This window comes from Stappia sp. (assembly GCF_040110915.1).
Taxonomy (GTDB): Bacteria; Pseudomonadota; Alphaproteobacteria; order Rhizobiales; family Stappiaceae; genus Stappia.
Genome location: NZ_CP157793.1, coordinates 4229655 through 4255986, shown reverse-complemented (window position 1 = coordinate 4255986; position 26332 = coordinate 4229655). Strand labels below are relative to the sequence as shown.

Sequence of the window (26332 nt, the reverse complement as noted above, 5' to 3'; positions counted from 1 at the left end):
CCGCGCCGGTGGCGTCGACGTCAATCTCTACGCGCATTCCCCAGATACCCCAAAACCGCAAGCACGCCAAGAATACCGAAGTAGAATAGCGCCGGGGCGAGAGACCCGAATCGCGCATAAGCTGTGGGGGCGATGGCGGCCGGCAGAGGCGCGTCGATCACGCCTTTCTCCCAAAGCGCGAGACGGGCGAGAACGCGACCGTAGGGATCGACCACGGCGGAAATGCCGGTGTTGGCCGCCCGCACCAGCGGCAGTCCCTGCTCCACCGCCCGCAGGCGGGCTTGCGCGAAATGCTGGTAGGGGCCCGGCGTGTCGCCGAACCAGGCGTCGTTGGTCACATTGAGCAGCCAGCCGGGACGCGGGTCGCGCGTCGTCGCGGCTTGCGGGAAGATCGCCTCGTAGCAGATCAGCGGCAGAAAGCTCGGGCCGGCGGGCGGGGAGAGCGTCCGGTGGCGGAAGCCGGCCTCGAAGACGCCGGGCAGGGCGACGAGCTTGGTCAGGCCGATCCGCTCCAGCACGGAGGCGAAGGGCAGGAACTCGCCGAAGGGCACGAGGCGCACCTTGTCGTAGGCATCGCGCACCGCGCCGTCGCCGTCGATCACGAAGACGCTGTTGTAGAAGGTGCGCTCCTGCGTGTCGGCGCTGGCGCGCACCGCACCGGTGACCAGGGCATCGCGCGGTCCGAGCAGGGCGGCGATGGCGGCAAGCGCGTCCGGCGCCTCGGTCAGCAGGAAGGGCACGGCCGACTCCGGCCAGATCACGAGCCGCGCGGGCCCGTCGGCCCCGGCCGTGGAGCCGCGCAGGGGCGAGGCCGCGACGCCCTCCGCCTCACCGCCGGCGTCCACCGGGACCGCACCGGCCGCGCTCATCTCCAGATAGGTGGCGAAGACGGAGGCGCGGTTTTCCGGCCGCCACTTGTCTTCCTGCGCGATCGAGGGCTGGACGATGCGCAAGGCCACCGGCTGGGGCGGCGGCGACACGGCGAGCGCCAGCCGCAGCGCGCCGCCGGCCGCGGCAACCGCAAGCAGGGCCAGGCCGGCGACGGCCATGCGCCGACCGCCGCGCGTTGCGTCGGCGAGGCCGGCGAGCGCGGTGAAGCCCAGCGTCACGATCAGGCCGAGACCGTAGAGCCCGACAAGCGCCGCCGGCTGCATCAGCGCCGGCACGCCGGCGACCGCATGCGCGAAGGTGTTCCAGGGAAAGCCGGTCAGCACCACGCCGCGCAGCCAGTCGGCGCCGGCGAGCGCCACCGCCAGCAGGCCGAGCCGCACCCAGTCGTTGCGCCACAGCAACGCGGCCAGCCCGACGCCCAGCGCGGTGAACAGCGCAAGTCCCGCCGGAAGCAGCAGGACGGCGAAGGGCATCATCCAGGCGAAAAGATCCGCCTCCACCAGAAAGGCACGGCCGATCCACCACAGGCCGGCGAGATGATAGGCGAAGCCGAACCAGAAGCCGATCGCGAGACCCGGTCGCAGGCGGGCGCGCGGCCGAGCGCTATCGGGCACCGCCCCGTCGAGCATCCACACCAGCGCGGGCAAGGTCAGCGCGAGGACGGGAAAGGCGCCGACGGGCGGCAACGCCAGCGCGCTCAGCGCACCGCTGGCGGCCGCGAGGCCCCACAGGCGCCATCCATGGGCAAGAAGAAAGATCTGTGCGATCCGCTGCACCGCGCGTCATCCCCGTTCGCCGTCTTCGCCGTCGCGCGTCGCCCCGACCGGCCCGCACGCCGATGCAAGCCCTGCGCGAATCGCCTGACGCTGCCCGACGATCCGTGCAAGCCCGCGAACGGTCAAGCCCCGGCCGTCGGACGGTTGCGCGCAGGGAGAAATGTGGCCCGGGCCGTTGCGTCAGCCCGTCGCATCGGGGCGCCGCAGACGGCGGCGGGCATCGGCGAGGCGCGGATCGGAACGCTTGCGGCGGATGCGCAGACGACGGATGCGGCGCGGATCGGCGTCCAGCACCTCGAACTCGAAGCCCGGAAGATCCCGCGCCGTGATCAGCTCGCCGCGCACGGGCACGCGTCCGACCAGCGAGAAGACGAGACCGCCGAGCGTGTCGACCTCCTCGCCCAGGTCGCCGAGCTCGAAATCGGTCCCCAGCGCCTCCTCGACCTCTTCCACCGGCACACGCGGATCGGCGACCCAGACGCCGTCGGCGACCCGCTCGAGCATCGCCGCCTCGTCCTCGTCGTGCTCGTCCTCGATGTCGCCGACGACGGTTTCCACCACGTCCTCCAGCGACACCAGACCGTCCGTCCCGCCGTATTCGTCGATCACCAGCGCCATCTGGACGCGGTCCGCCTGCATCTTGGCCATCAGGTCGGTCGCCGGCATGGAGGGCGGCACGAACAGGACGGAGCGGATCAGGTCGGTTTCGCTCAGCGGCAGCGTGAGGTCGACACAGGACAGGTCCAGCGTCGCGATCCGGTTGCTGCCGTTGCCATTGCCGTTACCGTTACCGCTTCCATGACCGTTGCCGTGACCGCCATTGCCGCTGCGCTCCTGCGGCGCGGCAGATGCGTCCGGCGCGGTCGCGTCGGCATCCGTGCCGCCGGCCGTGTCCTCGGCCGGCCGGGCTTCCGCCGCCCGGGCGGAGAAATAGGCCATCAGATCCTTGATGTGCACCATGCCGCGCGGGTCGTCGAGACCGTCGTGATAGACCGGCATGCGCGAATGACCGGACTCCTGAAACACCTCCATGAGCCGGCCGAGCGGCACCGTGTCCTCAACCGCGTCGATGTCGGCGCGCGGCACCATCACGTCCTCGACGCGCACCTCGCGCAGACGCAGGATGTTGGACAGGAGCACCCGCTCCTCGGGGGTGAAACTGGCGCTGGCGTCCGCCTCGCGGGCCAGCTCGTCCTGCAGGTTCTGCCGCAGCGACGACGTGCCGGGCTTGCGGATCTCCGTCAGGCGACGCAGGGTTTCGGCGCCCCACGACAGGAAGGAGCGCCGTTGCTCGCCGGCCGCCTCGTCCTGCGAGGGCTGGTCCGGCTTGGAAGGAGCGGCGGCGCCATCGCGCACCGCCGGGGTCTGGGGACTTCGGGCCTCTGCGTCGTTCATCGTCTGTCCGCGTCCGGAGGTCCGGACGCCTCGTTCTCCATATCGGGGGCGCCCTGTTTGCGGGCCGCCCCATCGGCGGGCGCGTCCCTCGCGGGACGTCGGGTCAAAAGACGCGCCCCTTTCGGGACGCGGGGTCAGCGGGGGCCGTCGGTGGACGCCGCCAACGGATCGACATACGGGTCGGCGATCCCCAGGCGGGCCAGGATGCGCCGTTCCAGCGCCTCCATGTCCTCGGCTTCGTCGTCTATCTGGTGATCGTACCCGAAAAGGTGAAGGAATCCGTGCACCACAAGATGCGTCAGGTGGTCGAAAAAGCAAATTCCCATGGCGTCGGCCTCGCGCGCGACCGTCTCGCGGGCCAGCACGAGATCGCCGAGCAGCGGGCCGTAGGGCGGCTCGTCCTCGTCGCCGCCGGGAAAGGACAGGACGTTCGTCGGCGTGTCCTTGCCGCGCCAGTCGCGATTGAGCTCGCGCACCCGCGCGTCGTCGGCAAGCACCACGGACAGTTCCGAGCCCGCCACGAGCTCCGGTTCGGCGACGGCGCAGGCCGTTTCCACGGCGCGGGCGATAAGGGCGGCGAGGTCTGCCTCCTCGCCCCATCCCCCGGCCTCGACGGCGAGGTCGATCTCCGGCATCGGCTGACGGCTCACCGCTCCGCCCCTTGCGCCCGGCGCGTGCCGCGCGGCGGGACCGGGGCCGCATCCGGCTGCGCGGCGGCCTCCCGGCCGGCCTCGTCGTAGGCGCGCACGATGCGCGCGACCAGCTCATGGCGCACGACATCGACGTCGGTGAAATTCACCCGCGCCACGCCCTCCACATCGGTGAGCAGGCCCAGCGCCTCGCGCAGGCCAGAGGTCTGGCCCGGCGGCAGGTCGACCTGGCTCGGATCGCCGGTGACGATCATGCGCGAGTTCTCGCCGAGCCGCGTGAGAAACATCTTCATCTGCATCGAGGTCGTGTTCTGCGCCTCGTCCAGAATGACGATGGCGTTCGACAGCGTGCGCCCGCGCATGAAGGCGAGCGGCGCCACCTCGATCATGCCGGACTGCAGGCCGCGCTCGACCTTTTCCGGCGGCATCATCTCATAGAGCCCGTCGTAGAGCGGGCGCAGATAGGGATCGACCTTCTCCTTCATGTCGCCGGGCAGGAAGCCGAGGCGCTCGCCCGCCTCGACCGCCGGGCGCGACAGGATCAGCCGGGCGACGTCGCCGCGCTCGAGCAGCGCGGCCGCATAGGCGACCGCGAGGAAGGTCTTGCCGGTGCCCGCCGGTCCAACGCCGAAAATGAGGTCGGCGCGATCCATCGCGCGGATATAGGCATCCTGCGCGGGCGTGCGGGCCAGCACGGTCTTGCGCCGCGTGGCGATCTGGGCGAAGGCCAGATGCGAACGCGGCTCGATGGTCGGCAGGTCGAGCTGCGCCTCTTCGGCCGCCGCCATGCGCAGCGCGCCGTCGACGTCGCCGGGATGCACCTCGTGGCCCTGCTGGAGACGGGCGTACAGCGCCTCCAGCGCCTTGCGCGCCTGCTCGCAGGCGCCGTGGCGCCCCTTGATGATCACCTGATTGCCGCGCGCCACCGCATCGACGCCGAGCCGCTGCTCGATCAGCGCGAGGTTTTGGTCGAACTGGCCGAACAGGTCGCCGACGAGCCGGTTGTCGTCGAACGCCAGAACGACGTGGGTCATGTCGGAGGCGGGAACCGCGGCGCGATGACCGCTCCGAGCGGATGTCCGGTTGTCACCGGTCAAACGGATACTCCTGGCATTGTCTCTCCTGCCCCCGCGCGGGGGTCTGCCTCGAGTCCGATCATGCGACCTCGGTATCCTGCCCTGTCACGGCGCGTGCGAACAGGGAATTCGTGCCGGTGCCCGTGATTTCCACCGTCACGATCTCGCCGATGCGCGTTTGCGGAAGGTCGAGCTGCACCGGCTGCAACCAGGGGGAGCGTCCCGCGACCTGACCGGGCTCGCGCCCCGGTTTTTCCAGCAGAACCTCGCAGGTGGTGCCGACCAGGCTTTCGTTGAAGGCGCGCTGCTGGCGCGTGATGAGCGCCTGCAATTCGGCAAGCCGGGTGCTCATCGCCTCATCCGGGACCTGATCCGGCAGCCCCGCCCCCGGCGTGCCCGGACGCGGGCTGTACTTGAAGGAAAACGCCGAGGCGTAGCCGACGCGTTCCACCAGATCCATCGTGTCGCGAAAGTCGGCGTCGGTCTCGCCGGGAAAACCGACGATGAAATCGCCCGACAGCGCCAGATCGGGGCGGGCTTCCCGAATCCGGTCGATCAGACGGAAATAGTCGTCGCGCGTGTGGCGGCGGTTCATCGCCTTGAGGATCCGGTCGGAGCCCGACTGCACCGGAAGATGCAGATAGGGCATGACCTGCGGCAGATCGCGATGGGCGGCGATCAGGCCGTCGTCCATGTCGCGCGGATGGCTGGTGGTGTAGCGCAGCCGGTCGAGGCCGGGGATCTCGGCCAGCCGGTACAGCAACTCCCCGAGCCCCCAGGCGCGGCCCGAGGCATCCGCGCCGTGCCAGGCGTTGACGTTCTGCCCGAGCAGAGTCACCTCGCGCACGCCGCGCGCGGCCAGCCGCTCCGCCTCCGCGACGATCTGGTCGACCGGGCGGGAGACTTCCGCGCCGCGCGTATAGGGCACGACGCAGAAGGTGCAGAACTTGTCGCAGCCTTCCTGCACCGTCAGGAAGGCGGAGACGGTGCGCTTGGCCGCCTGCACCGGCGAGGGCGCGGCGAGATGCGAGAACTTTTCCTCGATCTCGAATTCCGTCTCGACCACGCTTTCGCCGGCGGCGGCGCGGCGCACCAGATCCGGCAGGCGGTGATAGGTCTGCGGCCCGAACACCAGATCGACGACCGGCGCGCGCCGGGCGATCTCCTCGCCCTCCGCCTGCGCCACGCAGCCGGCCACGCCGATCATCGTGTCGCGGCCATGGGCGGCCCGCTCCTGCTTGAGCTTCCGCAAGCGTCCCAGCTCCGAATAGACCTTCTCCGCCGCCTTCTCCCGGATATGGCAGGTGTTGAGGAGGATCAGATCCGCGTCCTCGAGCGTGTCGGTCGCGCGATAGCCTTCGGGCACGAGCGCGTCGGTCATGCGCTCGCTGTCGTAGACGTTCATCTGGCAGCCGTAGGTCTTGACGAAGACCCGGCGGTCCGGCGTCGCGCCGGACGCCTCCGGCGTCTTGACGGCGGTGGGCTCGGCGGCGGGGGAACTGTCGTCGCGCATGCTGTCTCCGGTCCGGCTCGGAGGCCGTGACTGTGTGTTCGTGGTGGTCCGTTCGGGTCCGATCGCGGCGCTTTGCGCAAGACGCGCCAGTCCCCGCGGCGGCACGCCTTGGGACCGCACCTTGCAAGAAAGGCCTGCTTTACCCGTTTTCGCGCGGCTTGAGAATAGCCGGTCCCGCACCGTCAGGCGATTCGCGACCCGAATGCACGCCCTCGTGTCCGCCCGCGCTTCCGGCCTCGTCCGGCGCCTCCAGCCGTCCCGCGAGGGCCCGCGCGGCCATGTCGCGCACCGCCGTCTCCAGCCGTCGGGTCAGCGTCTTGCGATCCTCGCCGGGGCGCACCCGCACCGGCTCGCCCCAGATCACGGTGACATCGACCGCACCCTGGCGCACGACATTCATGAAATGCGGCACCATCTCCATGTCGCCGTACCAGGCGACATGCGGGCGGAACTGCCGGCCCATCGGCAGGCCGTGCAGGCCCGTGTAGGCGAGCGCCAGCGGCTGGATGCAGACCTCTTCGCCGTCGCCGGCGACCGCATGGCGGGCCGCGCCGATCAGCGCGGAGCGGAAGGGCAGCACCTCGTTGCCGCTGTTGGACGTACCCTCGGCGAAGAGCACCATGGCATCGCCCGAGGCGAGCCGCGTGCCCAGTTCGGCGGCCGTCTTGCCGGTCGCGCTGCGCCGCTGGCGATCGACGAAAACCGAGCGCTGCAGCTTGGCGAAGAGACCGAAGACCGGCCAGGAGGCCACCTCCGACTTGGCCACGAAACTGAGCGGCATCCGGCTGCCGAGCACCGTGATGTCGAGCCAGGACACGTGATTGGCCGCGATCAGCAGCGGGCGCTCGCGCGCCGGGCGCCCGACCTCGCGCACGCGGATGCCGACGAGACCACAGGCGATCCGGTGCCAGACGACGGGCAAATGCCGTTTGACCCCGCCCGGCGCGCGCATCGCCAGCCACTGGACCGGGATCATCGGCAGGGTGACGAGGGTCAGCGCGCCAAGCACCAGGGCGGCCCGCACGCGGGGCATCTCACTCCTCCGTCCCGTCGGGATCCAGCGGCACGGCGTAGAGCTCCAGCCGGTGATCGACCAGACGATAGCCGAGACGCGCGGCGATGGCTTCCTGCAGGTGCTCGATCTCCTCGTTGCGGAACTCGATCACGCGCCCGCTCTTCAGGTCGATCAGATGGTCGTGGTGTTCGTCCGGGACGGTTTCGTAGCGCGCGCGGCCGTCGCGAAAGTCGTGGCGCTCGATGATGCCGGCGTCCTCGAACAGCTTGACCGTGCGATAGACGGTGGAGATCGAGATCCGCGGATCTTCCGCCACCGCCCGGCGGTAGAGCTCTTCCACGTCCGGATGATCGGTGGCGCCCTCGATGACCCGCGCGATCACGCGCCGCTGGTCGGTCATGCGCATGCCCTTGGCGACGCATTGCGCTTCCAGAGACTGCGAATTCGCGGCGTCGGTCATCGCGCCTGCCCTTTCCCGAACATCCCGTTCCCGCGCGTTTCGTTCCGGCGTATCCGGTCACGGCGCTCCCGGTTCCGGCCCGCCGCTCATCCGCCGCCCGATTACGCCAGATCGATGCGCATGACAAGCGCACCGCCGTCGCCGGCGCTGTCGCGATAATAGCCGCGCCGCGTCCCCACGGTCTTGAAGCCGAGACGGCGATAGAGCGCGACGGCCGGCGCATTGGCGGCATCCACCTCGAGGAACAGCGCCGCCACGCGCTCCGCGTAAAGCCGGCTCATCACCGCGCGCATCAGCCGCGCGCCGAGCCCGCGCGCCCGGTGTGCCGGATCGACGGCGATGGTCAGGATTTCCGCCTCGTCGGCGGCCACGCGGGCAATGACGAAGCCGAGCGGGGCGCGCGTCCCCAGGGCGTTGGCGCGGCGCACCTGAAGCACGATCACCCCGCGCTGGTTGGCGAGCGACAGCAGCTCGTCGGCGCTCCAGCCGACCGCGAAGGCCCGGTCGTGCAGATCCGCGAGCGCGGGGATGTCCTCGGCCACCGCCTCCTCGACCACCGGCGGCGCGCCCCAGAACCACCAGAGCGTCATGCAAGCAGCCTCTCGTCGCGCTTGGCGGGCGCGGCGTCCGGCGGACGCAGATAAAGCGGCTCGGGACGCGCCTCGCCGGGAACGGCGGTCGCGCCCAACCGCGCCACGGCGGCGATATCCGGCCAGCCGGCCTCATGCAAAACGCGGAAGTCGTCACGCGTTCCGGCGGCGAGGATCTTCGCCGCGCCGCTGCCGGCCAACGCCGCGCCCTCGGGCAGGGCGGCGTGAAGATCGCCCGCGAGCGCCACGCGCGGCGCCTCCAGCGCACGGCCGTCCGCCGCGAACCCCTGCACGTAGACATCCGCGCCCTTGGCGGCGATCGCCGCCCAGACGGGCACCGCTGCCCCCGCGCCGGGCCGATCCGCGCGCGCCTGTTCGGCCAGGGCCGCCAGCGTCGACACGCCGACCGCCGGCACGCGGACCACCAGCGCGATGCCGCGCGCGGCCGCCAGACCGACGCGCAGACCGGTGAAACTGCCCGGCCCGGTCGTCACGGCGATGCGTTCAAGGTCGGAAAAGGCGAGGCTCGCCTCGGCCGTGACCTCGCCGATCATGCCCATGAGGCGCTCGGCATGGCCGCGCTTGAGCACGTCGCTGGCGCTGACGAGACGCGCGGTTTCCCCTTCACCGTCGAGAACGGCAACGGAACAGGCGTCGAGCGCGGTATCGATGGCAAGAAGGCGCATGGAAGGAGTAAACCGGGCCCGATCCGATCCGTCGACCCGACCATTTGCTAACTGGCCGTCTCCGGCCGATGGCTGACCGGCCTCCCCGGCCGGCGCTTGCCGCGCGCGCCCGTGGAGACCAAGACGGGAGCCGCGGGCGACCCCATAAACAACGGCCCGGCCCGAGATCGGCCGGGCCGCGCGCAGATGTGTCGGCCAGGCGCGCTTACATCGCGCGCACTTCCTCCACTTCCGGCACGAAATGGCGCAGAAGGTTCTGGATGCCGTGTTTGAGCGTCGCGGTGGAGGACGGACAGCCGGAGCAGGCCCCGCGCATCGACAGATACACCACGCCGTCGCGGAAACCGCGGAAGGTGATGTCGCCGCCGTCCTGGGCCACCGCCGGGCGGACGCGCGTGTCGATCAGTTCCTTGATGGTGTCGACCGTCGCCGCGTCGCCATCCTCGAAAAACTCCTCGTCGGCCTCGGCCGTCATCTCGGACTTCATGACCGGCGCGCCGGACATGAAATGCTCCATGATGGCGCCGAGCACCGCCGGCTTGATGTGCTGCCAGTCGGCATCGCCCTTGGTCACGGAGATGAAGTCATGGCCGAAGAAGATGCCTTCGATCCCCTCGACCTCGAACAGCTTCTCCGCCAGCGGCGACGCGGCGGCGTCCTCCGCCTTGCGGAAATCCATCGTCCCCTCGGGCAGAACGATCCGCCCGGGCAGGAACTTCAAGGTGGCCGGATTCGGCGTGGCCTCGGTCTGAATGAACATGGTCGCTCTTTCCCTTGTCGTGCCTTTTCGTGCCCTTGTCGTCCGACCGCGCTTTCAGCGGACGGCGGTGCACGGTCGCGCACGTGTCTCATGTGGTCCGCACGGTGCCTGTGGTCCCCACCCGCCCGGCCGTCCAAGCCGGACGCGGCTGTCGACCCCGCAAGCGCCGGATCCGTGTCGGGGGCACCGGCCGCAAGGGCTTCATACGCCCTCGGATCGATGCCCGGTTGTCCCCAAGTATATAGGTGCGATCCCGTAAGCGCCAGATTGGAATCGTTCCAGAGTGCATTTCCCGCCGGCTTTTTTTTCCGGCGATCGCGCGCCCTGCACCCGCTTTTACGCTAGCCGTGCGGCCGGCGGATCGCTGCCCGCGCTCAGGCGAGCGCGGCGATCGAATCGTCGTCGAGGCTGGCAGGCACGATGGTGACGGGGATGGGAAAGCTCGCCGCCCCCTTGCCGGCGATCGCCGAGACGAGCGGCCCCGGACCTTCCGACCCGGTCCCGGCGGCGAGCACGAGAATGGCGATGTCGGCGTCCTCGTCGATCAACGCGAGGATCTCGTCGGAGCGATTGCCCTCGCGCACCACGCATTCCGGTTCGGTGCGCGCGACGGAGCGGACCCGGTCGGCGGCGCGCGCCAGGCAGCTTTCGGCTTCCTCGCGAGCCTCGGCGCGCATGATGTTCTCCACGCCGAGCCAGTGCTGGAAGTCGCCCGGCGCGATCACATAGAGCAGGATCACGACCCCGCCCGTGCGCGCCGCGCGCTTGGCCGCGTAGACGATGGCCCGATCGCATTCCGCCGTCTCGTCCACGACGACCAGGAACTTGCGCCGATGCCCTTCTTCGAAACTCTTGCGTATGGCTACCATGCGCGCATGCTGCCACCGCCTCGCGCGCCCGGCAAGCGACATGCTGCCACGCCCAAGGCCTTATTTGGGGTTGCGCAAGGCTTCGAATCACGCGCCAAGCGCGACACACCGCCACCCGACGCCCGGATCGCCCCTGCCGGATCGGGCATCGCAAGACCGGGCGTCTCGAGGCCGGGTGTCGCGAGATCGGGTGTCGCGAGACCGGGCGGAACGGACGCGCGAATCACGGGGCGCGTCTCACGGGCGACGCCTCACAGGATGAAGCGCGACAGGTCGATGTTCTTGGCCAGTTCGCCGATGTTCTCGCGCACGTAATCGGCGTCGATCACGACGCGCTTTTCGCCCATGTCGGGCGCGGCGAAGGACACCTCGTCGAGCACGCGTTCCATCACCGTCTGCAGGCGCCTTGCGCCGATGTTCTCGATGGTCGCGTTCAGGTCCACCGCGATCTGGGCGATCTCGTCGATGGCCGCGTCGGTGAACTCCAGCTCGATCTCCTCCGTGCCCAGAAGCGCGGTGTACTGGCGCATCAGGCTCGCTTCCGTGTCGGTGAGGATGGCGCGGAAATCGTCCTTGGTGAGCGCCTTGAGCTCGACGCGGATCGGCAACCGGCCCTGGAGCTCCGGCAGGAGATCGGACGGTTTGGCCACGTGAAAGGCGCCGGAGGCGATGAACAGGATGTGGTCGGTCTTCACCGGCCCGTGCTTGGTGGACACCACCGTGCCCTCGATCAGCGGCAGCAGATCGCGCTGCACGCCCTCGCGCGACACGTCGCCGCCGCTGCGCTCGGCGCGGGCGCAGATCTTGTCGACCTCGTCAAGGAAGACGATGCCGGCGTTTTCCACCAGATCGATGGCCTCGTCCACGATGCGGTCCTCGTCCAGCAGTGTGTCGGCCTCCTGCTCCAGCAGGATGTCGTAGCTTTCGCGCACGGTGACCCGGCGGGTCCTGGTCGCTCCGCCGAAGGCCTTGCCGAGCATGTCGGAGAGGTTCATCACCCCAACGCTGCCGCCGGGCATGCCCGGCATGTCGAAGCTCGGCATCTGCGGCTGGGCGCGCACCTCGATCTCGATTTCCTTGTCGTCGAGATCGCCGTCGCGCAGCTTCTTGCGGAAGCTGTCGCGGGTCGACGGACTGGCGTTCTTGCCGACCAGCGCATCGAGCACGCGGTCCTCGGACTGCAGATGCGCCTTGGCCTCGACCGACTTGCGCTTGGCCGCGCGCACCAGCGCGATGCCCGATTCCACCAGATCGCGCACGATCTGCTCCACGTCGCGCCCGACATAGCCGACCTCGGTGAACTTGGTCGCCTCGACCTTGACGAAGGGCGCATTGGCGAGTTTCGCCAGCCGGCGCGAGATCTCCGTCTTGCCGACGCCGGTCGGGCCGATCATCAGGATGTTCTTGGGCATCACCTCCTCGCGCAGGCCCTCCTCGAGCTGCTGCCGGCGCCAGCGGTTGCGCAGCGCGATGGCCACCGCGCGCTTGGCGTCCTTCTGGCCGATGATGTGGCGGTCGAGTTCGGAAACGATCTCGCGGGGAGAGAGGGTGGACATGGCAAAACCCTTGTTTGCGGCTTGCGGAACGTCAGTCGAAGGCGGGCACGAAGGGCGCGAGCGCGCCGCCGGCGAAGGGCCGGCCGACGAGACGCCGCACCCGGCGCCAGCCGGACCCGAGCAGGAGAACGAAGGCGCCGAGGATCAGAAGCGTGACGGCGAGCGCGGTCTCGCCGGACAGGTTGGCCTGGGCAACCAGATTGCCGACCGCGATCCCGAAGGTCCCGAGCCCCGACACGAGGAGCGCACGGCGGTCGACCAGCACCGCGACCAGCGACAGCCCGACGAACAGCGCGATGACCACGAGCGCATCGCCCGTAGCGAGCTCGTCGAGCCCCGAGACCGTCAGCGCCAGCACCGAGTGCACAATCAGCGGCGCGGCCAGCAGATGCAGCCAGAAGCCCTTGTCGCTCGCCACCGTCTCGCGTGCGGGATCGCGCGCGTCATAGCGCATGGCGGCGGCGAAGGCGGCCAGTCCGGCGGCGAGCGTGAACCAGGGCAGATGCCGGTCGAGCAGGCCCGGCACGGCGACTTCCACCAGCAGCGCGGCGAGAAACACCAGCGTCGCGGCCACCACCGCGATGCCCACCGGCACCCGGAAGCGCCAGTAGTGCAGCGCGCCGCCGGCGATGCCGACGAAGGTCACCGGAATGATGAGCCCCGGCGGCGGAGCGGTCTGCGTAAACAGATCCCCGAGCGTCTCGTCGCCCGAGACCAGCGCGAGGCAGGCAAACAGGAAGGTCGGCGCAAAGGCCACCGTCAACACGAAGGAGGGCAGGGCCAGCCGCAACCGCTTCGCGAAATACTCCGACAGCCCCCAGATCGCGAGGGCAAGAGTTGCGGCGGTGAGCGCCGTCGAGCCCATTTGACCGACGGCGAAGCCGAGGCCGAACAGAAACAGCACCAGGCCGATCACCACGAAGACATCGTGAAAGCCGCGGGCGAAGCGCACCTCTTCCGCGTCCGGCCGCGACATCGCGTCCGCCGCGGTCTCGGACGGCAGGCCGCCGGGGGTGTCGGGCGCGCTCCAGAAGGCCGTCAGCCGGTGCGCCTGCGCGTCGCTGAGGATGCCGGCGTCCACGGCCGCCTTCAGCCGCGCCGTGTCGAGCGGCGTAGCATCGCCGCCATGGCCATCGCGCTCAGTCCGCATCGAGGCTCTCGATGGTCAGGCGGTCGTTGGTGTAGACGCAGATCTCGCCGGCGATCGCCATCGCCTTGCGCGCGATCGCCTCGGCTTCCATGTCAGTGTCCATCAGGGCGCGCGCGGCGGCCAGCGCATAATTGCCGCCCGAGCCGATGCCCATCACGCCGCCTTCCGGCTCCAGCACATCGCCGGTGCCGGTGAGCACGAGCGAGACCGAGCGGTCGGCCACCAGCATCATCGCCTCCAGCCGGCGCAGGTAGCGGTCCGTGCGCCAGTCCTTGGCAAGCTCCACGCAGGAGCGCATCAACTGTCCTGGATACTGCTCCAGCTTGGCCTCCAGCCGCTCGAACAGGGTGAAGGCATCCGCCGTCGCGCCCGCGAAGCCGCCGATCACGTCGCCCTTGGCGAGCGGACGGACCTTGCGGGCGGAACTCTTGATGACGGTCTGGCCGAGCGACACCTGGCCGTCGCCGGCGATCACCACGCGTCCGCCCTTGCGCACGCTCAGGATCGTCGTTCCATGCCAGCCGGTGGGATCATCCGCAACGCGCATCCTGCACTCTTTCCTGTCCGCCTCGGTGAAAATCCGGCGCCGCGCGGGACCGGCCCGCGCCGCGTCTCGCCCCTCGCGCGGGCCGCGCCCTGCCCCGCGCGGGCCGCGCCCTGCCTATGTAAGCCGCATGGAAGGGTTTGCAAACCGGGAGCGTCGCCTCTCGGGGAGGTGCCGCTTCGCCGCGCGGGTCGCGATGAGGATCTCCACGATCGCGAAGAGACCGCAGGTCAGGCCGCGACGATGAAGCCCCTGCGCAGCAGGTTGGCGGCCAGTCCGATTCGCGACCGCCGCGGATAGAACGGTCTCGCGCAGACGATCAGGAGGACGACGGCGGGTACCGGCAGCGAGGCCCCGCCACAAGGGCCGGTTCCGGGGCCGGACGTGTCGCGACGGACATCGGCCCTTTTCTGATGCAACGTCACGCCGCCTCGACAGTGGGGTCGGGCGTAAAACCTCAACCCTTGCGCGAGAATTTGCGCCTCCGCGAGAGGTCGCGATCCGTCAGGACGCCTGTGCCGGCGATGCCATCGAGGGCGTGATCGGCGGGCCGATGGGCGGCACCGCCGCCGGTCCGGCGCGCACGCACTGCGCATAGGCCGCGCGCAACCGCCGCGTGACCGGGCCGACGGAAAGCTGCGTGCCGTCGACGGCGGTCACGGGCAGGATCTCCACCGCCGTGCCGGCCAGGAAGATCTCGTCGGCGCTCGCCAGAGCCTCGACGCCGAGGCGGCGTTCGTAAAGCTCCACGCCCAGATCGGCGGCCAGATGCAGCACGGTCTGGCGGGTCAGTCCGTTGAGGAAACGATCCGCGATCGGCGTCAGCAGCACGCCGTCGCGCACGAGAAACAGGTTGGCGCTGGAGGATTCGGCCAAGAGCCCCTCCTGGTCCAGCAGGATGGCATCGTCGCAGCCGTGCCGTTTCGCGGCATGATAGGCCATGGTGCCGATGAGGTACCCGCCCGCGGCCTTGGCCTGCGGCGGAAGCGTGTGCGCATCCGGACGGCGCGCCTGCGACAGATGCAGGCGAATGCCGGCATCCTCGCCGTCGAGCGCGTGCACCTGCGGCCACTCCCACATGGCGATCGCCACATGCACGGTGAGATCGCCCGCCATCAGCCCGAGACTGTCGCTCCCGAGCCAGCAAATCGCCCGCACATAGCCTTCGCGAATGCCGTTGGCGGCGATCAGCTCGTCCGTCGCGGCGACGAGCGTGTCGACATCGGCCGGCACCACATAGCCGAGCGCGCGGGCGGAGGCCTGCAGCCGCTCGTAGTGCGGCCGGCTCGCGAAGCACGTTCCCTCATAGACGCGCAAGCCTTCGAAGACCGCCGTGCCGTAGTGGAGACTATGGGTGAGGATGCTGGTCGCAGCCTCCGATCCGGACCGGAACATGCCGTCCATCCACACGGTCCCGACCCGCTCGGGCAGGCCGGCGGAGGACGGGGCCGGGCGGGCCTGAGCGGACAAGATCGCGTCCGGGCGCGCGTGGGTCTCCGGGTGCGCCTGTGTCGGGGATGCCGGGCGTTCGGCGGTGGTCATCTGCGTCTCCCGCGCCTCGACCGGGCCCGGTCGGGGGGCCATCCGCCCCGCCGGCCCGATCCGTTCGCGCGACACGCTAGCCGGACCCGACGCCCCCGTTCCAAGTCGATTTTCCACCTTGTGCGGCGGAGACGCCAACCCGGCCGGGGACGGGTCACGCGGGCACCGGGGCGTCACCCGCGCAGGCGCGCCTCGGCAATAAGCCGGCTCACCATCGCCTGCAGGAAGGTCGCCGTGCGCTCGTCGGTGAGTTCGCCGCGCGCATCGAAGGCCTTGGAGGCATTGGGGACCGTCGCCATTTCCGGAATGACGAGGGCGCCGAGCCCGATCTCCAGGATCGTGCGCAGGCCCATCAGCCCGCGAATGCCGCCGAGCGTGCCCGGCGTCGCCGCGCCCAGCGCGAAGACCCTGTCCTTGAACGCGGCGGCCGGCGGCTCGCCGGCGTCCGACAGGCGCGACAGCCAGTCGAGCGTGTTCTTCAGGAGCGGGGACACGGCGGTGTTATACTCCGGGCTGGCGATGAAGACGCCGTGATGGCGCTGAAACACCGCCTTGAGCTTGCGGGCGGCCTCGGGCACGCCGTCGGCCTTTTCCAGATCGCCGTCGTAAATCGGCATCGGATAATCGGCGAGCGAGACCTGCGTCACCTGCGCATCGGCGAGCGCGGCGTATTTGGCGACCAGACCGGCAAGCTGCGTGTTGAACGAGCCGGAGCGGATCGAACCGGACAGAACCAGAATGCGAACGTCTTTCATGAAATCCTCGTGGTTGATCGCAACGCGAAACGGGGCCGGAGATCGAACCCGGCCCCGTGGCTGTCGTTCTGGCATATAACAACGGAAAGACACGTGACCAGCCTGCGGCGGTCCCGACATCCCGCCCGGCAACACACGAGGCCCGCATGACCCGAGACGAGTTCGACCGCTTCTGCGGCGCGTTGCCCGCCACCACCCATGTCGTCCAGTGGGGCGGCGCGTCCGTCTGGAAGGTCGGCGGCAAGATCTTCGCGCTGTGCTCGGACTGGGGACCGGAGGCGCGCGACGCCATCGCCTTCAAGACCTCCGACCTGAGCTATGAAATCCTCACCGAGTTGCCCGGCATCGTGCCCGCGCCCTATCTCGCCCGCGCCAAATGGGTGCAGGTGCGCGGAGGCGACGCGCTCGACGACGACGGCCTGCGCGCCCACATCGAAACCGCCCATGGGCTTGTCGCCGCCAGGCTGACGAAACGCCAGCGCGCCGACCTCGGCCTCGCCTGAGACGCGCTCCTTAGCCGGGCAGCACCTGCGACCGCTTCACCGTGCCGAAGGCGAAGCTCGAATCGAGCGAGGCGATCCCCGGGATCTTGTGAATGCGCCGACGAATGAAGTCCTCATAGTCGGCGAGCGAGGCCACGACCACCCGCAGCAGATAGTCGCGGTTTCCCGCCATCAGATAGCACTCCATGATCTCGTCGATGCGTTGCACCGCCGCCTCGAAGGCATCAACGTTTTCCTGCGAATGCACCTCAAGGCGGACCTGCAGGAACACCGTAACGGGCAGGCCGTAGGCCTCCTGATCGACAATGGCCGCATAGCCGCGAATCACGCCCGACCTCTCCAGATTGCGCACCCGGCGCAGGCAGGGCGAGGGCGACAGGTTCACCGCCTCGGACAGATGCTGGTTGCTGAGCCGTCCGTTTTCCTGAAGCGCCCGCACGATGCGGCGATCGGTTTCATCCATTTTCACGCCTCCAATTGGCAGAACTTGCCAATATGAAGTCATGTATCGGCAGAGATAGCCAGATCCGCGCGGTTCGAAACGACTAACGTTTCGCTCTGTCAACGGGCGGCACGACGCGCCCCCACCGATCTTCCTTCCGCGACCCGGGATCTCGACCATGCACACCAAGACCATGCACACCAGGACCTCGCTCGGCTTTGCCACCCGCGCCATTCATTCCGGCTACGACCCGCTGGACGAGGGCGGCGCGCTCACCCCGCCGGTTCATCTCACCTCGACCTTCGCCTTCGACACGGCGGAGACGGGCGGCGAGATCTTCGCCGGGGACCGCGCCGGCCACGTCTATTCGCGCATTTCCAATCCCACGCTCGACCTGCTCGAACGGCGCATCGCGGATCTGGAGGGCGGGGCGGCGGCCGTCGCCTTCGCCTCCGGCATGGGCGCGATCACCGGCGTGATGTGGAGCCTGGTGGCGCCCGGCGACGAGATCATCGTCGACAAGACGCTCTACGGCTGCACCTTCGCCTTCTTCCGGCACGGGCTGGCGAAATTCGGCGTCACCGTCACCCATGTCGACCTGCGCGATGCCGCGAACCTCGAGGCCGCGATCTCGCCGAAAACCCGCCTCGTCTATTTCGAGACGCCAGCCAATCCGAACATGCGCCTCGTCGACATCGCCGCGGTCTCCGAAATCGCCCGCGCTCACGGGGCGAAGGTCATCGTCGACAACACCTACGCCACGCCCGTGCTGACGCGTCCGCTGGAGCTCGGCGCCGACATCGTCGTGCATTCGGCCACCAAATATCTCGGCGGACACGGCGATCTCGTCGCGGGCCTTGCGGTCGGATCGGTCGACGACATGGAAACGGTGCGCCTCGTCGGGCTCAAGGACATGACCGGCGCGGTTATGGCGCCGCTCACCGCCCATCTGGTGCTGCGCGGGCTGAAGACGCTGGAACTGCGGATGGCGCGCCATTGTGCGAACGCCGAAGCCATCGCGGTCCGCCTCGCCGCGCATCCCCTGGTCGAAAGCGTTGCCTATCCGGGCCTTGCGGCATTTCCCCAGCACGATCTGGCCGCCCGCCAGATGCCGGGCTTCGGCGGCATGGTCGCCTTCGAACTCGCCGGCGGGATGGACGCCGGCATCCGCTTCCTCAACGCATTGCGTCTGGCGCGCCGGGCGGTCAGCCTGGGGGACGCGGAAACCCTCGTGCAGCATCCCGCCAGCATGACCCATTCGACCTACACGGCGGAGGAACGCGCGGCGCATGACATCTCCGACGGGCTGATCCGCCTGTCGGCCGGGCTGGAGACGACCGAGGATCTGCTCGTCGATATCGACGTCGCGCTGGAGGCAAGCGGGCGGCGCGCCGCCTGACGCGTCGACCTCGCTCCGCGCGCGAAAAAATCCTACAAATCGCGGCGCAAGCGGATCAAAATCGCGGCGACCGCCCTATACCCTGAGGGAGATCGACCGGATATCTCCCCGCTCTGCCGCTACGCTGCCCTGACCTTCCGTTCCGGCGCAGGCCTCACCAGGCGGGCCGGAGCCGGCAGGCCCCGACGTCGAAGAGGATTTCCATGCACACGACGCCCGATACCGCCGCCGGGACAGAGTCCCACACCGCGTCCGCGCTGAAGGCCATCGAGCAGAAGCTGCTGTGGCTGTCCTGCTGGACGATCCACAACGCCAATCATGTCCGCGCCAAGGCCGACGGGCTGAAGGTGGGCGGCCATCAGGCCTCCTGCGCCTCGATGGTGTCGATCATGACGGCGCTCTATTTCGCGCACCTGCGGCCGCAGGACCGGGTGGCGGTGAAGCCGCATGCCTCGCCGGTGTTCCACGCCATGCAGTATCTCGCCGGGCTTCAGACGCGCGAGAAGCTCGAGGCGTTTCGCGGATACGGCGGCGCGCAGTCCTACCCGAGCCGGACCAAGGACATCGACGACGTCGATTTCTCCACCGGCTCGGTCGGTCTCGGCGTGGCGATCACCGCCTTCGCCTCCATGGTGCAGGATTATCTGGCCGCCAAGTCCTGGGCCGATCCGGGGCCGGAAGGGCGCATGATCGCGCTCGTCGGCGATGCCGAACTTGACGAGGGCAACGTCTACGAGGCGCTGCAGGAAGGCTGGAAACAGGGCCTTCGCAACACCTGGTGGATCATCGACTACAACCGTCAGAGCCTCGACGGGGTGGTGCGCGAGGGGCTGGCGGAGCGCATCGAGGCGATCTTCGGCGCCTTCGGCTGGGACGTCGTCACCCTCAAATACGGCGCATTGCAGCGCGCGGCCTTCGACGAGCCGGGCGGAGCGGCATTGCGGCGTTGGATCGACACCTGTCCGAACGCGCTCTACTCGGCGCTGACCTTCCAGGGCGGCGCGGCCTGGCGCAAGCGGCTTCTCGACGACATCGGCGACCAGGGGGAGGTCTCCGCGCTGATCGAGCGCCGGACCGACGCCGAACTCCAGGAGCTGATGACCAACCTCGGCGGCCATTGCCTGGAAACCCTGTCGGCCAGCTTCGCCGAACAGGCCCGCCACGACCGACCGGTCGCCTTCGTCGCCTATACGATCAAGGGCTGGAACACGCCACTCGCCGGCCACAAGGACAACCACGGCGGCCTGATGACGGCGGCGCAGATGGAGAGCTTCCGCGAGCAGATGGGCGTGCGGCCGGGCCACGAATGGGAGCCGGCGGAAGGGATCGACCTGAGCGCGGCGGAGCTCAAGCGCGTCGTCGCGGCCACGCCCTTCTTCGCCGCCGGCGCGCGGCGCAGGACGGCGGCGCATGTCGCGCCCCCCGGCCACATCTTTCTCGACGACAGGGTGCTTTCCACCCAGGCCGGCTTCGGCAAGATCCTCGACCAGCTGGCGCGCTCCGACCACCCGCTCGCCGACCGGATCGTGACCACCTCGCCGGATGTCACCGTTTCCACCAATCTCGGCCCCTTCGTGAACCGGCGCGGACTGTTCGCGCGCGACGCGGTGGCCGATACCTTCCGCGACCAGCGGATTCCGTCGGCGCAGAAGTGGGCCTTCTCGCCAGACGGCCAGCACATCGAGCTCGGCATCGCGGAGATGAACCTGTTCCTGCTGCTGGGCGCCGCCGGCCTGTCCCATTCACTGTTCGGCGAACGCCTGCTGCCGGTCGGCACGCTTTACGATCCCTTCATCGCGCGCGGGCTGGATGCCCTCAACTACGCCTGCTACCAGGACGCCCGCTTCATGGTGGTGGCAACACCTTCCGGCGTCACCCTGGCGCCCGAGGGCGGCGCGCATCAGTCGCTCGGCACGCCGCTGATCGGCATGAGCCAGGACGGGCTCGCCGCCTTCGAACCGGCATGGCTCGACGAATTGTCGATCCTGATGGACTGGAGTTTCGACTACATGCAGCGCGACGGGGAGGGCGACCCGGACGAGCGCACCTGGCTGCGCGACGAGACCGGTGGCTCGGTCTATCTGCGCCTGTCGACCCAGGCGCTGGAACAGCCCGCGCGGCGCGACGACGCGGCCTTCCGGCAGGGCGTCATCGACGGCGCCTACTGGCTGCGCGAGCCGGGGCCGAATTGCGAGGTTGTGATCGCCTATCAGGGCGTGGTCGCGCCCCATGCCATCGAGGCGGCGGGACGCATCGGCACGGACCGGCGCGACATCGGTGTTCTCGCGGTCACCTCCGCCGACCGGCTGAACGCCGGCTGGCACGCGGCCATGCGCATGCGCAAGCGGGGCCATCGCGGCGCCATGAGCCACATCGAGCGCCTGCTCTCCCCCCTTCCCCGCCATTGCACGATGATCACGGTGATGGACGGCCATCCGGCGACGCTCGCCTGGCTCGGCTCGGTGTGCGGCCACCGCACGGCGGCGCTCGGCGTGGAGCATTTCGGCCAGACCGGCACCATCGCCGACCTGCATCACCACTACGGCATCGACGCGGACGCCATCGTCGCCGCCGCCTCGGAACTGGCGCCGGGACGCCCCGTGCGGCTGGTCAATCCGATCTGAGGGGCAAGGGCTGGCGGCGGATCACACCGCCTTGCGGTAGACCCAGACGCGCGCGGGCGGGAGATTCCTGAGGATCCAGCCCGTGCGCTCGACCGAAAAAAACCCCGGTTCCGGCGCGATCGGCGGGACCAGGGCGTAGGAAAACTGGATGAAGGGGGCGCCGGGCGGCAAGAGCTCGAAGGCCTGCATCAGCAGCGACCGGCGCTGCGCCTTCGGGCGGGAGAAGAGCGGCATCGACGACACGATGCCGGCAAGCGCCCCGTCGGCCACATCGGCCAGCGTCTCGCGCAAGCGGTAGGCATCGCCCTGCACCACGTCCATGTCGGGATAGCGGCGGCGCAGCAGGCCGCAAAAGCTCTCGTTGTATTCCAGAGCGATCATGCGGGCGGGCAGAATGCCGCGCTCCAGGATCGCATGGGTGACGACCCCGGTGCCGGGCCCGATCTCGAGGATCTTCCCCGGCCGGTCGATTTCCAGAAAGGACGCCATGCGGCGGGTGAGGTCGGGGCCGGACGGGCTCACCGCGCCGGTGGTCAACGGGTTTTCGGCCCAGCTGCGAATGAAGCGGACCTCGTCGGCGATCTTCGCCGAGACCCCTTTGACCTTGCGCGCGGAAACGTCCAGCATCTTGAAATCCCACCTGAAAAGCTTTTTGCAATCTGGGGCTGAGGCGTGGCGAATTCAAGGCAGCCCGCCGCCCGTTTCGCGCGCCGACGATCGCCGGCGCACGGGCGCTTCGGTCAACTGCCCAGATTGTCCAGAAAATCCTTCACCTTGGCGAAAAAACCGTGAGACTCCGGATGGGTCGCCCCGGAGGATTCCTCCTCGAACTCGGCGAGCAGCTCGCGCTGGCGCTTGGTCAGATTGGTCGGCGTCTCGACCGTGACCTGGATGTAGGTGTCGCCATGGGCCTGCGAGCGCATCACCGGCATGCCCTTGCCGCGCAGGCGGAACTGCTTCCCGGTCTGGGTGCCCTCGGGCACCTTCACGCGGGTCATCTCGCCGCCCAGTGTCGGCACCTCGAACTGGCCGCCGAGCGCCGCGGTGGTCATCGAGACGGGCACGCGACAGTAGAGATCCGCGCCGTCACGTTGGAAGAAGGCATGCGGGCGGATCGACAGGAAGATGTAGAGATCGCCGGACGGGCCGCCGCGCAGGCCGGCCTCGCCCTCGCCGCCGAGGCGAATGCGGGTGCCGTCCTCGATGCCGGCGGGAATGTTGACCGACAGGGTACGGCTCACCGTCTTGCGCCCGGCGCCGCCGCAATCGGTGCAGGGATCGGAGATCACCTGGCCGCGCCCCTGACAGGCCGCGCAGGTGCGCTCCAGCGTGAAGAAGCCCTGCGAGGCGCGCACGCGGCCCGCGCCGCCGCAGGTGCGGCAGGTGGTCGGCGCGCTGCCCGGCTTGGCACCGGAGCCGGAACAGGTGTCGCAGGCGACCGAGGTCGGCACCTCGATCTCCACCGACTTGCCGGTATAGGCCTCTTCCAGCGAGATCTCGAGATTGTAGCGCAGATCCGCCCCGCGATCGCGCCCGGCGCCGCGCCGGCCGCCGCCGCCCATGCCGAAGAACTCGTCGAAAATGTCGGACATGGCCGAGGCGAAGTCGCCCGGATGACCGCCGCCGCCACCGCCGAAGCCGCCGTTTTCGAAGGCCGCATGGCCGAAGCGGTCGTAGGCCGCGCGCTTCTGGCTGTCCTTCAGCGTGTCATAGGCCTCGCTGACCTCCTTGAAGCGGCTTTCCGCCTCCGCATCGCCGGGATTGCGGTCGGGATGGTATTTCATCGCGAGCTTGCGGTAGGCGCTCTTCAGCGCCTTTTCATCGGCGTCGCGTGACACCCCGAGGACTTCGTAATAGTCGCGCTTATCCATTCAGACGGTCCATCAGCTTGCGCGGGATGCGCGCGTGAGCAGCGCGTTCAACCGCGTCCGGCGATCCAGTTGGTATCCGTTGTCGAGGCAAAGACGGACGACGGACGGCGTCTCGGCGCCCTTGCCGGCCTCGACGATGATCAGTTCCGGCCACAGACTTGTCGGCGCGGCGGCGAAGAGCCCGGCCAGCGCCGCCTCGTCATGGCCTTCCAGGTCCACCTTCATGGCGTCGATCCGCGTGATCGCGAAGCGCGCGCACACCGCATCGACGGGGAGGATCTCCACCGTCTCCGCGTCGCCGTCCCGCGCGCTACGCACCCGGTGCTCGCCGCGATTGTGCGCGTGACCGACGATGGCCCCGCGCCCGGCCCGCGCGCCGATGGCGACGCCGGCGACATGCACCGTGTCCGGCGCCTGCGAGGCCGCGAGATTGGTCTCCAGCCGGGCCCGCGTCTCGGAATCGGGCTCCACGGCGAGGATGGTCACGTCCCGCCCGACCGCGCGCGCGGCCGCCAGAACCCACAGGCTGTAGAGGCCGACATTGGCGCCGAGATCGATAAAGACAAAGGGCCCGTCGCCGCGCCGCGCAAGCGCGGCGCGCAGGGCTTCGCGCTCGCCGAGATCGAAGAACTGCGGTCCGGCAAGGGCCCGCTTCTCGCAGCGGTTGGAGGCGGGATGCAGCCGCGCCCGCACGCCGGGAAAGACCTCGACGTCGAACGGCCCCGGCCGGCCGCCGGTGCACACCCGCCGCAACAGCGAGACGGCCATGCGCCCGAGCCGGTTCCTCGGCATATGGGCCGCGACCCGGCGCAGGCGCTCGCGCGCGCCCGTCAGGGCAAAGGCGCCAAATGGCGGATCGAGCGATCGCGGCGTCATGCCCCCGGCCCCGTCCCGTGTCGTTGGTGTCCTGGAAAGGCAAGCGGCGCGGCCTTCCAGGGGGAAGACCGCGCCGGCATGTCGTGGCGGATCAGGCCGACTTCTTGTCGTCCTCGTCGCGGACTTCCTCGAAGTCCGCGTCGACGACATCGTCGTCCTTCTTCGGCTCCTCGCCGGCCCCGCCCTCGGCGCCGGCCGCCTCCTCGGCCTGGGCCGACTGATACATGGCCTCGCCGAGCTTCATCGAGACTTCCGCGAGCGCCTGGGTCTTGGCCTTGATGCCCTCAAGGTCGTCGCCCTCGAGCGCGGACTTGAGATCGGCGACAGCCGCCTCGATGGCGCCCTTGTCCTCGGCCGAGACCTTGTCGCCGTAGTCCTTCAGCGACTTCTCGGTCGAATGGACGAGCGCCTCGCCCTGGTTGCGGGCCTCGACCAGCTCCTTGCGCTTCTTGTCCTCGTCGGCATGCGCCTCCGCGTCCTTGACCATCTTCTCGATGTCTTCGTCGCTGAGGCCGCCCGAGGCCTGGATGCGGATCTGCTGCTCCTTGCCCGTGCCCTTGTCCTTGGCCGAGACGTTGACGATGCCGTTGGCGTCGATGTCGAAGGTCACCTCGACCTGCGGCACGCCGCGCGGCGCCGGCGGAATGCCGACCAGATCGAACTGGCCGAGCATCTTGTTGTCGGCCGCCATCTCGCGCTCGCCCTGGAAGACCCGGATCGTCACCGCCGTCTGATTGTCCTCGGCGGTGGAGAAGGTCTGGCTCTTCTTGGTCGGGATCGTCGTGTTGCGGTCGATCAGACGGGTGAAGACGCCACCCAGCGTCTCGATGCCGAGCGACAGCGGCGTCACGTCGAGCAGCAGCACGTCCTTGACGTCCCCCTGCAGCACGCCCGCCTGGATCGCCGCGCCCATGGCCACGACCTCGTCCGGGTTCACGCCCTTGTGCGCTTCCTTGCCGAAGAAGTTGGTCACGACCTCCTGGATCTTCGGCATGCGGGTCATGCCGCCGACGAGCACGACCTCGTCGATCTGGCCGGCCGCGATGCCGGCGTCCTTGAGCGCCGCCTTGCAGGGCTCGATCGTGCGCTGCACGAGATCGTCCACGAGGCTCTCGAACTTCGCCCGCGTCAGCTTCATCGTCAGGTGCTTCGGACCGGACTGGTCGGCGGTGATGAAGGGCAGGTTGATCTCGGTCTGCGACGAGGACGACAGCTCGATCTTCGCCTTTTCGGCGGCCTCCTTGAGGCGCTGCAGCGCGAGCTTGTCGCCCTTCAGGTCGATGCCCTGATCCTTCTTGAACTCCGAGGCGAGATAATCGACGAGGCGCATGTCGAAGTCCTCGCCGCCGAGGAAGGTGTCGCCGTTGGTGGACTTCACCTCGAACACGCCGTCGCCGATCTCCAGGATGGAGACGTCGAAAGTGCCGCCGCCGAGGTCATAGACCGCGATGGTCTTGCCGTCGTTCTTGTCGAGACCATAGGCGAGCGCGGCCGCCGTCGGCTCGTTGATGATGCGCAGGACCTCGAGCCCCGCGATCTTGCCGGCGTCCTTGGTGGCCTGACGCTGCGCGTCGTTGAAGTAGGCCGGAACGGTGATCACCGCCTGGGTGACGCTCTCGCCGAGGTAGCTCTCGGCCGTTTCCTTCATCTTCTGCAGGATGAAGGCGGAGACCTGGGAGGGAGAATAGGTCTCATCCTCGACCTTGACCCAGGCGTCGCCATTGTCGGCCTTGACGATCGTATAGGGCACCAGATCCTTGTCCTTGGCGACCGTCGGATCCTCATAGCGCCGACCGATCAGGCGCTTGACCGCGAACAGCGTGCCGGTCGGGTTGGTGACCGCCTGGCGCTTCGCCGGCTGGCCGACCAGACGCTCGCCGTCGTCGGAGAAGGCGACCATGGAGGGCGTGGTGCGCGCGCCTTCCGAATTTTCGATAACCTTGGCGGTCTTGCCGTCCATGACGGCGACGCACGAGTTGGTCGTGCCGAGGTCGATACCAATGACCTTTGCCATATTGTCCTCTCTTTCCAGCAGACCGGACGGACCCGTTGCGGCGTCGGGCCGGCCCCTATTTTCCTGGTACGCCTGAAGATGCCTCACCGTCGTTCCGCGTGGCGTTCCGCGCGGGGGTGCGATACGGTGCGGCGGCAAACCGTGACGGCTATATAAGAGGCCGTTTCCGGCATCGCAAGGCTGACGCGCGGCCCGCTCCCCCGGCAGGACAACGCCCCGTCGCATGGCGGGTTTGCGCGCCGCGTTGTTGCGTCGCAGCATCGCCTCGCGTAAACCCGGCGTCAAAACGCATCCGCTCCTACGCGCAAGACGCCGCACCGGATGCCCCTTGCACGTGCGGCGCCAAGCGATGCGCCCGCCCCATGCGCCCCGCAT

General features: G+C 69.2%; 24 protein-coding genes. 3 read left to right on the top strand and 21 right to left on the bottom strand.

Translation table 11 applies throughout. The features are described 5' to 3' along the window. Positions 1–20 precede the first annotated feature (20 nt). From lnt to ABL312_RS18995, 16 genes are all read right to left on the bottom strand, one after another. On the bottom strand, positions 21–1667 hold the full coding sequence (lnt, locus tag ABL312_RS19070) for an apolipoprotein N-acyltransferase (protein ID WP_349358980.1): 1647 nt from the start codon (positions 1665–1667) through the stop codon (positions 21–23). Between the two features lie 180 nt (positions 1668–1847). After that, entirely contained in the window at positions 1848–3062 is a 1215-nt protein-coding gene (locus ABL312_RS19065) for a hemolysin family protein (RefSeq protein WP_349358979.1), read from the bottom strand. Between the two features lie 134 nt (positions 3063–3196). Next, positions 3197–3697 carry an rRNA maturation RNase YbeY gene (gene ybeY, locus ABL312_RS19060; RefSeq protein ID WP_349361463.1) on the bottom strand — a complete coding sequence of 167 codons (501 nt, stop codon included), beginning with the start codon at positions 3695–3697 and terminating at the stop codon, positions 3197–3199. Between the two features lie 11 nt (positions 3698–3708). Then, positions 3709–4746, bottom strand: a complete 1038-nt coding sequence (locus ABL312_RS19055) for a PhoH family protein (RefSeq protein ID WP_349358978.1) — start codon at positions 4744–4746, stop codon at positions 3709–3711. 121 nt (positions 4747–4867) lie between these two features. Further along, on the bottom strand, positions 4868–6301 hold the full coding sequence (miaB, locus tag ABL312_RS19050) for a tRNA (N6-isopentenyl adenosine(37)-C2)-methylthiotransferase MiaB (protein WP_374730153.1): 1434 nt from the start codon (positions 6299–6301) through the stop codon (positions 4868–4870). 139 nt (positions 6302–6440) lie between these two features. Next, on the bottom strand, positions 6441–7334 hold the full coding sequence (locus ABL312_RS19045; RefSeq protein ID WP_349358977.1) for a lysophospholipid acyltransferase family protein: 894 nt from the start codon (positions 7332–7334) through the stop codon (positions 6441–6443). Position 7335: 1 nt separating this feature from the next. After that, positions 7336–7776, bottom strand: a complete 441-nt coding sequence (locus ABL312_RS19040; RefSeq protein WP_349358976.1) for a Fur family transcriptional regulator — start codon at positions 7774–7776, stop codon at positions 7336–7338. Between the two features lie 101 nt (positions 7777–7877). Further along, entirely contained in the window at positions 7878–8366 is a 489-nt protein-coding gene (locus tag ABL312_RS19035) for a GNAT family N-acetyltransferase (RefSeq protein WP_349358975.1), read from the bottom strand. Further along, on the bottom strand, positions 8363–9052 hold the full coding sequence (gene tsaB, locus ABL312_RS19030) for a tRNA (adenosine(37)-N6)-threonylcarbamoyltransferase complex dimerization subunit type 1 TsaB (protein WP_349358974.1): 690 nt from the start codon (positions 9050–9052) through the stop codon (positions 8363–8365). Before tsaB ends, ABL312_RS19035 begins: the two co-directional genes overlap by 4 nt. A 205-nt stretch (positions 9053–9257) precedes the next feature. Next, positions 9258–9812 carry a NifU family protein gene (locus ABL312_RS19025; RefSeq protein WP_349358973.1) on the bottom strand — a complete coding sequence of 185 codons (555 nt, stop codon included), beginning with the start codon at positions 9810–9812 and terminating at the stop codon, positions 9258–9260. Positions 9813–10186: 374 nt separating this feature from the next. Then, on the bottom strand, positions 10187–10681 hold the full coding sequence (locus tag ABL312_RS19020; protein WP_349358972.1) for a universal stress protein: 495 nt from the start codon (positions 10679–10681) through the stop codon (positions 10187–10189). A gap of 251 nt (positions 10682–10932) precedes the next feature. Then, positions 10933–12237: an ATP-dependent protease ATPase subunit HslU gene (hslU, locus tag ABL312_RS19015; RefSeq protein WP_349358971.1), complete on the bottom strand. Its 1305-nt coding sequence runs from the start codon at positions 12235–12237 to the stop codon at positions 10933–10935. Between the two features lie 31 nt (positions 12238–12268). Further along, positions 12269–13387: a hypothetical protein gene (locus ABL312_RS19010; RefSeq protein WP_349358970.1), complete on the bottom strand. Its 1119-nt coding sequence runs from the start codon at positions 13385–13387 to the stop codon at positions 12269–12271. Further along, positions 13377–13934: an ATP-dependent protease subunit HslV gene (gene hslV / locus ABL312_RS19005; protein WP_349358968.1), complete on the bottom strand. Its 558-nt coding sequence runs from the start codon at positions 13932–13934 to the stop codon at positions 13377–13379. Before hslV ends, ABL312_RS19010 begins: the two co-directional genes overlap by 11 nt. A 501-nt stretch (positions 13935–14435) precedes the next feature. Next, positions 14436–15473, bottom strand: coding sequence for a branched-chain-amino-acid transaminase (gene ilvE, locus ABL312_RS19000; protein WP_349358967.1), 1038 nt, complete (start codon positions 15471–15473; stop codon positions 14436–14438). 173 nt (positions 15474–15646) lie between these two features. Further along, positions 15647–16228 (bottom strand): NAD(P)H-dependent oxidoreductase, encoded by a 582-nt coding sequence (locus ABL312_RS18995; RefSeq protein WP_349358966.1) that lies wholly within the window; start codon positions 16226–16228, stop codon positions 15647–15649. Between the two features lie 146 nt (positions 16229–16374). On the opposite strand from ABL312_RS18995, the gene ABL312_RS18990 reads away from it, so the two are divergent. After that, the gene (locus ABL312_RS18990; RefSeq protein WP_349358965.1) at positions 16375–16731 is read left to right on the top strand and encodes an MmcQ/YjbR family DNA-binding protein; all 357 of its coding nucleotides are present in this window, start codon (positions 16375–16377) and stop codon (positions 16729–16731) included. Positions 16732–16741: 10 nt separating this feature from the next. On the opposite strand, the gene ABL312_RS18985 is transcribed toward ABL312_RS18990, so the two are convergent. After that, positions 16742–17194 (bottom strand): Lrp/AsnC family transcriptional regulator, encoded by a 453-nt coding sequence (locus tag ABL312_RS18985; protein ID WP_349358964.1) that lies wholly within the window; start codon positions 17192–17194, stop codon positions 16742–16744. Positions 17195–17351: 157 nt separating this feature from the next. On the opposite strand from ABL312_RS18985, the gene ABL312_RS18980 reads away from it, so the two are divergent. Next, positions 17352–18572, top strand: coding sequence for a methionine gamma-lyase (locus ABL312_RS18980; protein ID WP_349358963.1), 1221 nt, complete (start codon positions 17352–17354; stop codon positions 18570–18572). Between the two features lie 203 nt (positions 18573–18775). Next, a complete protein-coding gene (locus ABL312_RS18975) occupies positions 18776–21196 on the top strand; it encodes a 1-deoxy-D-xylulose-5-phosphate synthase N-terminal domain-containing protein (RefSeq protein WP_349358962.1) in 2421 nt (806 codons plus the stop codon). 21 nt (positions 21197–21217) lie between these two features. On the opposite strand, the gene ABL312_RS18970 is transcribed toward ABL312_RS18975, so the two are convergent. The 4 genes from ABL312_RS18970 to dnaK all read right to left on the bottom strand — a co-directional run bounded on the left by ABL312_RS18970 (position 21218) and on the right by dnaK (position 25957). Continuing rightward, a complete protein-coding gene (locus tag ABL312_RS18970; RefSeq protein ID WP_349358960.1) occupies positions 21218–21823 on the bottom strand; it encodes a methyltransferase domain-containing protein in 606 nt (201 codons plus the stop codon). 113 nt (positions 21824–21936) lie between these two features. Then, positions 21937–23067 carry a molecular chaperone DnaJ gene (dnaJ, locus tag ABL312_RS18965; protein ID WP_349358959.1) on the bottom strand — a complete coding sequence of 377 codons (1131 nt, stop codon included), beginning with the start codon at positions 23065–23067 and terminating at the stop codon, positions 21937–21939. A gap of 12 nt (positions 23068–23079) precedes the next feature. Next, entirely contained in the window at positions 23080–23943 is an 864-nt protein-coding gene (locus ABL312_RS18960) for an FkbM family methyltransferase (RefSeq protein ID WP_349358958.1), read from the bottom strand. 91 nt (positions 23944–24034) lie between these two features. Continuing rightward, positions 24035–25957: a molecular chaperone DnaK gene (gene dnaK / locus ABL312_RS18955; protein WP_349358957.1), complete on the bottom strand. Its 1923-nt coding sequence runs from the start codon at positions 25955–25957 to the stop codon at positions 24035–24037. Positions 25958–26332: the final 375 nt, after the last annotated feature.

What these genes read in the sequence shown, in the direction of transcription:
- ABL312_RS18970 (WP_349358960.1), bottom strand. Translation starts at nt 21,823, where the DNA reads ATGCTGGACGTTTCCGCGCGCAAGGTCAAAGGGGTCTCGGCGAAGATC.
- ABL312_RS19045 (WP_349358977.1), bottom strand. Translation starts at nt 7,334, where the DNA reads ATGCCCCGCGTGCGGGCCGCCCTGGTGCTTGGCGCGCTGACCCTCGTC.
- dnaJ (WP_349358959.1), bottom strand. Translation starts at nt 23,067, where the DNA reads ATGGATAAGCGCGACTATTACGAAGTCCTCGGGGTGTCACGCGACGCC.
- ABL312_RS19025 (WP_349358973.1), bottom strand. Translation starts at nt 9,812, where the DNA reads ATGTTCATTCAGACCGAGGCCACGCCGAATCCGGCCACCTTGAAGTTC.
- hslU (WP_349358971.1), bottom strand. Translation starts at nt 12,237, where the DNA reads ATGTCCACCCTCTCTCCCCGCGAGATCGTTTCCGAACTCGACCGCCAC.
- ABL312_RS19040 (WP_349358976.1), bottom strand. Translation starts at nt 7,776, where the DNA reads ATGACCGACGCCGCGAATTCGCAGTCTCTGGAAGCGCAATGCGTCGCC.
- ABL312_RS18975 (WP_349358962.1), top strand. Translation starts at nt 18,776, where the DNA reads ATGCACACGACGCCCGATACCGCCGCCGGGACAGAGTCCCACACCGCG.
- miaB (WP_374730153.1), bottom strand. Translation starts at nt 6,301, where the DNA reads ATGCGCGACGACAGTTCCCCCGCCGCCGAGCCCACCGCCGTCAAGACG.
- ABL312_RS19035 (WP_349358975.1), bottom strand. Translation starts at nt 8,366, where the DNA reads ATGACGCTCTGGTGGTTCTGGGGCGCGCCGCCGGTGGTCGAGGAGGCG.
- ABL312_RS18990 (WP_349358965.1), top strand. Translation starts at nt 16,375, where the DNA reads ATGACCCGAGACGAGTTCGACCGCTTCTGCGGCGCGTTGCCCGCCACC.
- dnaK (WP_349358957.1), bottom strand. Translation starts at nt 25,957, where the DNA reads ATGGCAAAGGTCATTGGTATCGACCTCGGCACGACCAACTCGTGCGTC.
- tsaB (WP_349358974.1), bottom strand. Translation starts at nt 9,052, where the DNA reads ATGCGCCTTCTTGCCATCGATACCGCGCTCGACGCCTGTTCCGTTGCC.
- ilvE (WP_349358967.1), bottom strand. Translation starts at nt 15,473, where the DNA reads ATGACCACCGCCGAACGCCCGGCATCCCCGACACAGGCGCACCCGGAG.
- ABL312_RS18985 (WP_349358964.1), bottom strand. Translation starts at nt 17,194, where the DNA reads ATGGATGAAACCGATCGCCGCATCGTGCGGGCGCTTCAGGAAAACGGA.
- ABL312_RS18960 (WP_349358958.1), bottom strand. Translation starts at nt 23,943, where the DNA reads ATGACGCCGCGATCGCTCGATCCGCCATTTGGCGCCTTTGCCCTGACG.
- hslV (WP_349358968.1), bottom strand. Translation starts at nt 13,934, where the DNA reads ATGCGCGTTGCGGATGATCCCACCGGCTGGCATGGAACGACGATCCTG.
- ABL312_RS19020 (WP_349358972.1), bottom strand. Translation starts at nt 10,681, where the DNA reads ATGGTAGCCATACGCAAGAGTTTCGAAGAAGGGCATCGGCGCAAGTTC.
- ABL312_RS19065 (WP_349358979.1), bottom strand. Translation starts at nt 3,062, where the DNA reads ATGAACGACGCAGAGGCCCGAAGTCCCCAGACCCCGGCGGTGCGCGAT.
- ABL312_RS18995 (WP_349358966.1), bottom strand. Translation starts at nt 16,228, where the DNA reads ATGAAAGACGTTCGCATTCTGGTTCTGTCCGGTTCGATCCGCTCCGGC.
- ABL312_RS19055 (WP_349358978.1), bottom strand. Translation starts at nt 4,746, where the DNA reads ATGACCCACGTCGTTCTGGCGTTCGACGACAACCGGCTCGTCGGCGAC.
- ybeY (WP_349361463.1), bottom strand. Translation starts at nt 3,697, where the DNA reads ATGCCGGAGATCGACCTCGCCGTCGAGGCCGGGGGATGGGGCGAGGAG.
- ABL312_RS18980 (WP_349358963.1), top strand. Translation starts at nt 17,352, where the DNA reads ATGCACACCAAGACCATGCACACCAGGACCTCGCTCGGCTTTGCCACC.
- ABL312_RS19010 (WP_349358970.1), bottom strand. Translation starts at nt 13,387, where the DNA reads ATGCGGACTGAGCGCGATGGCCATGGCGGCGATGCTACGCCGCTCGAC.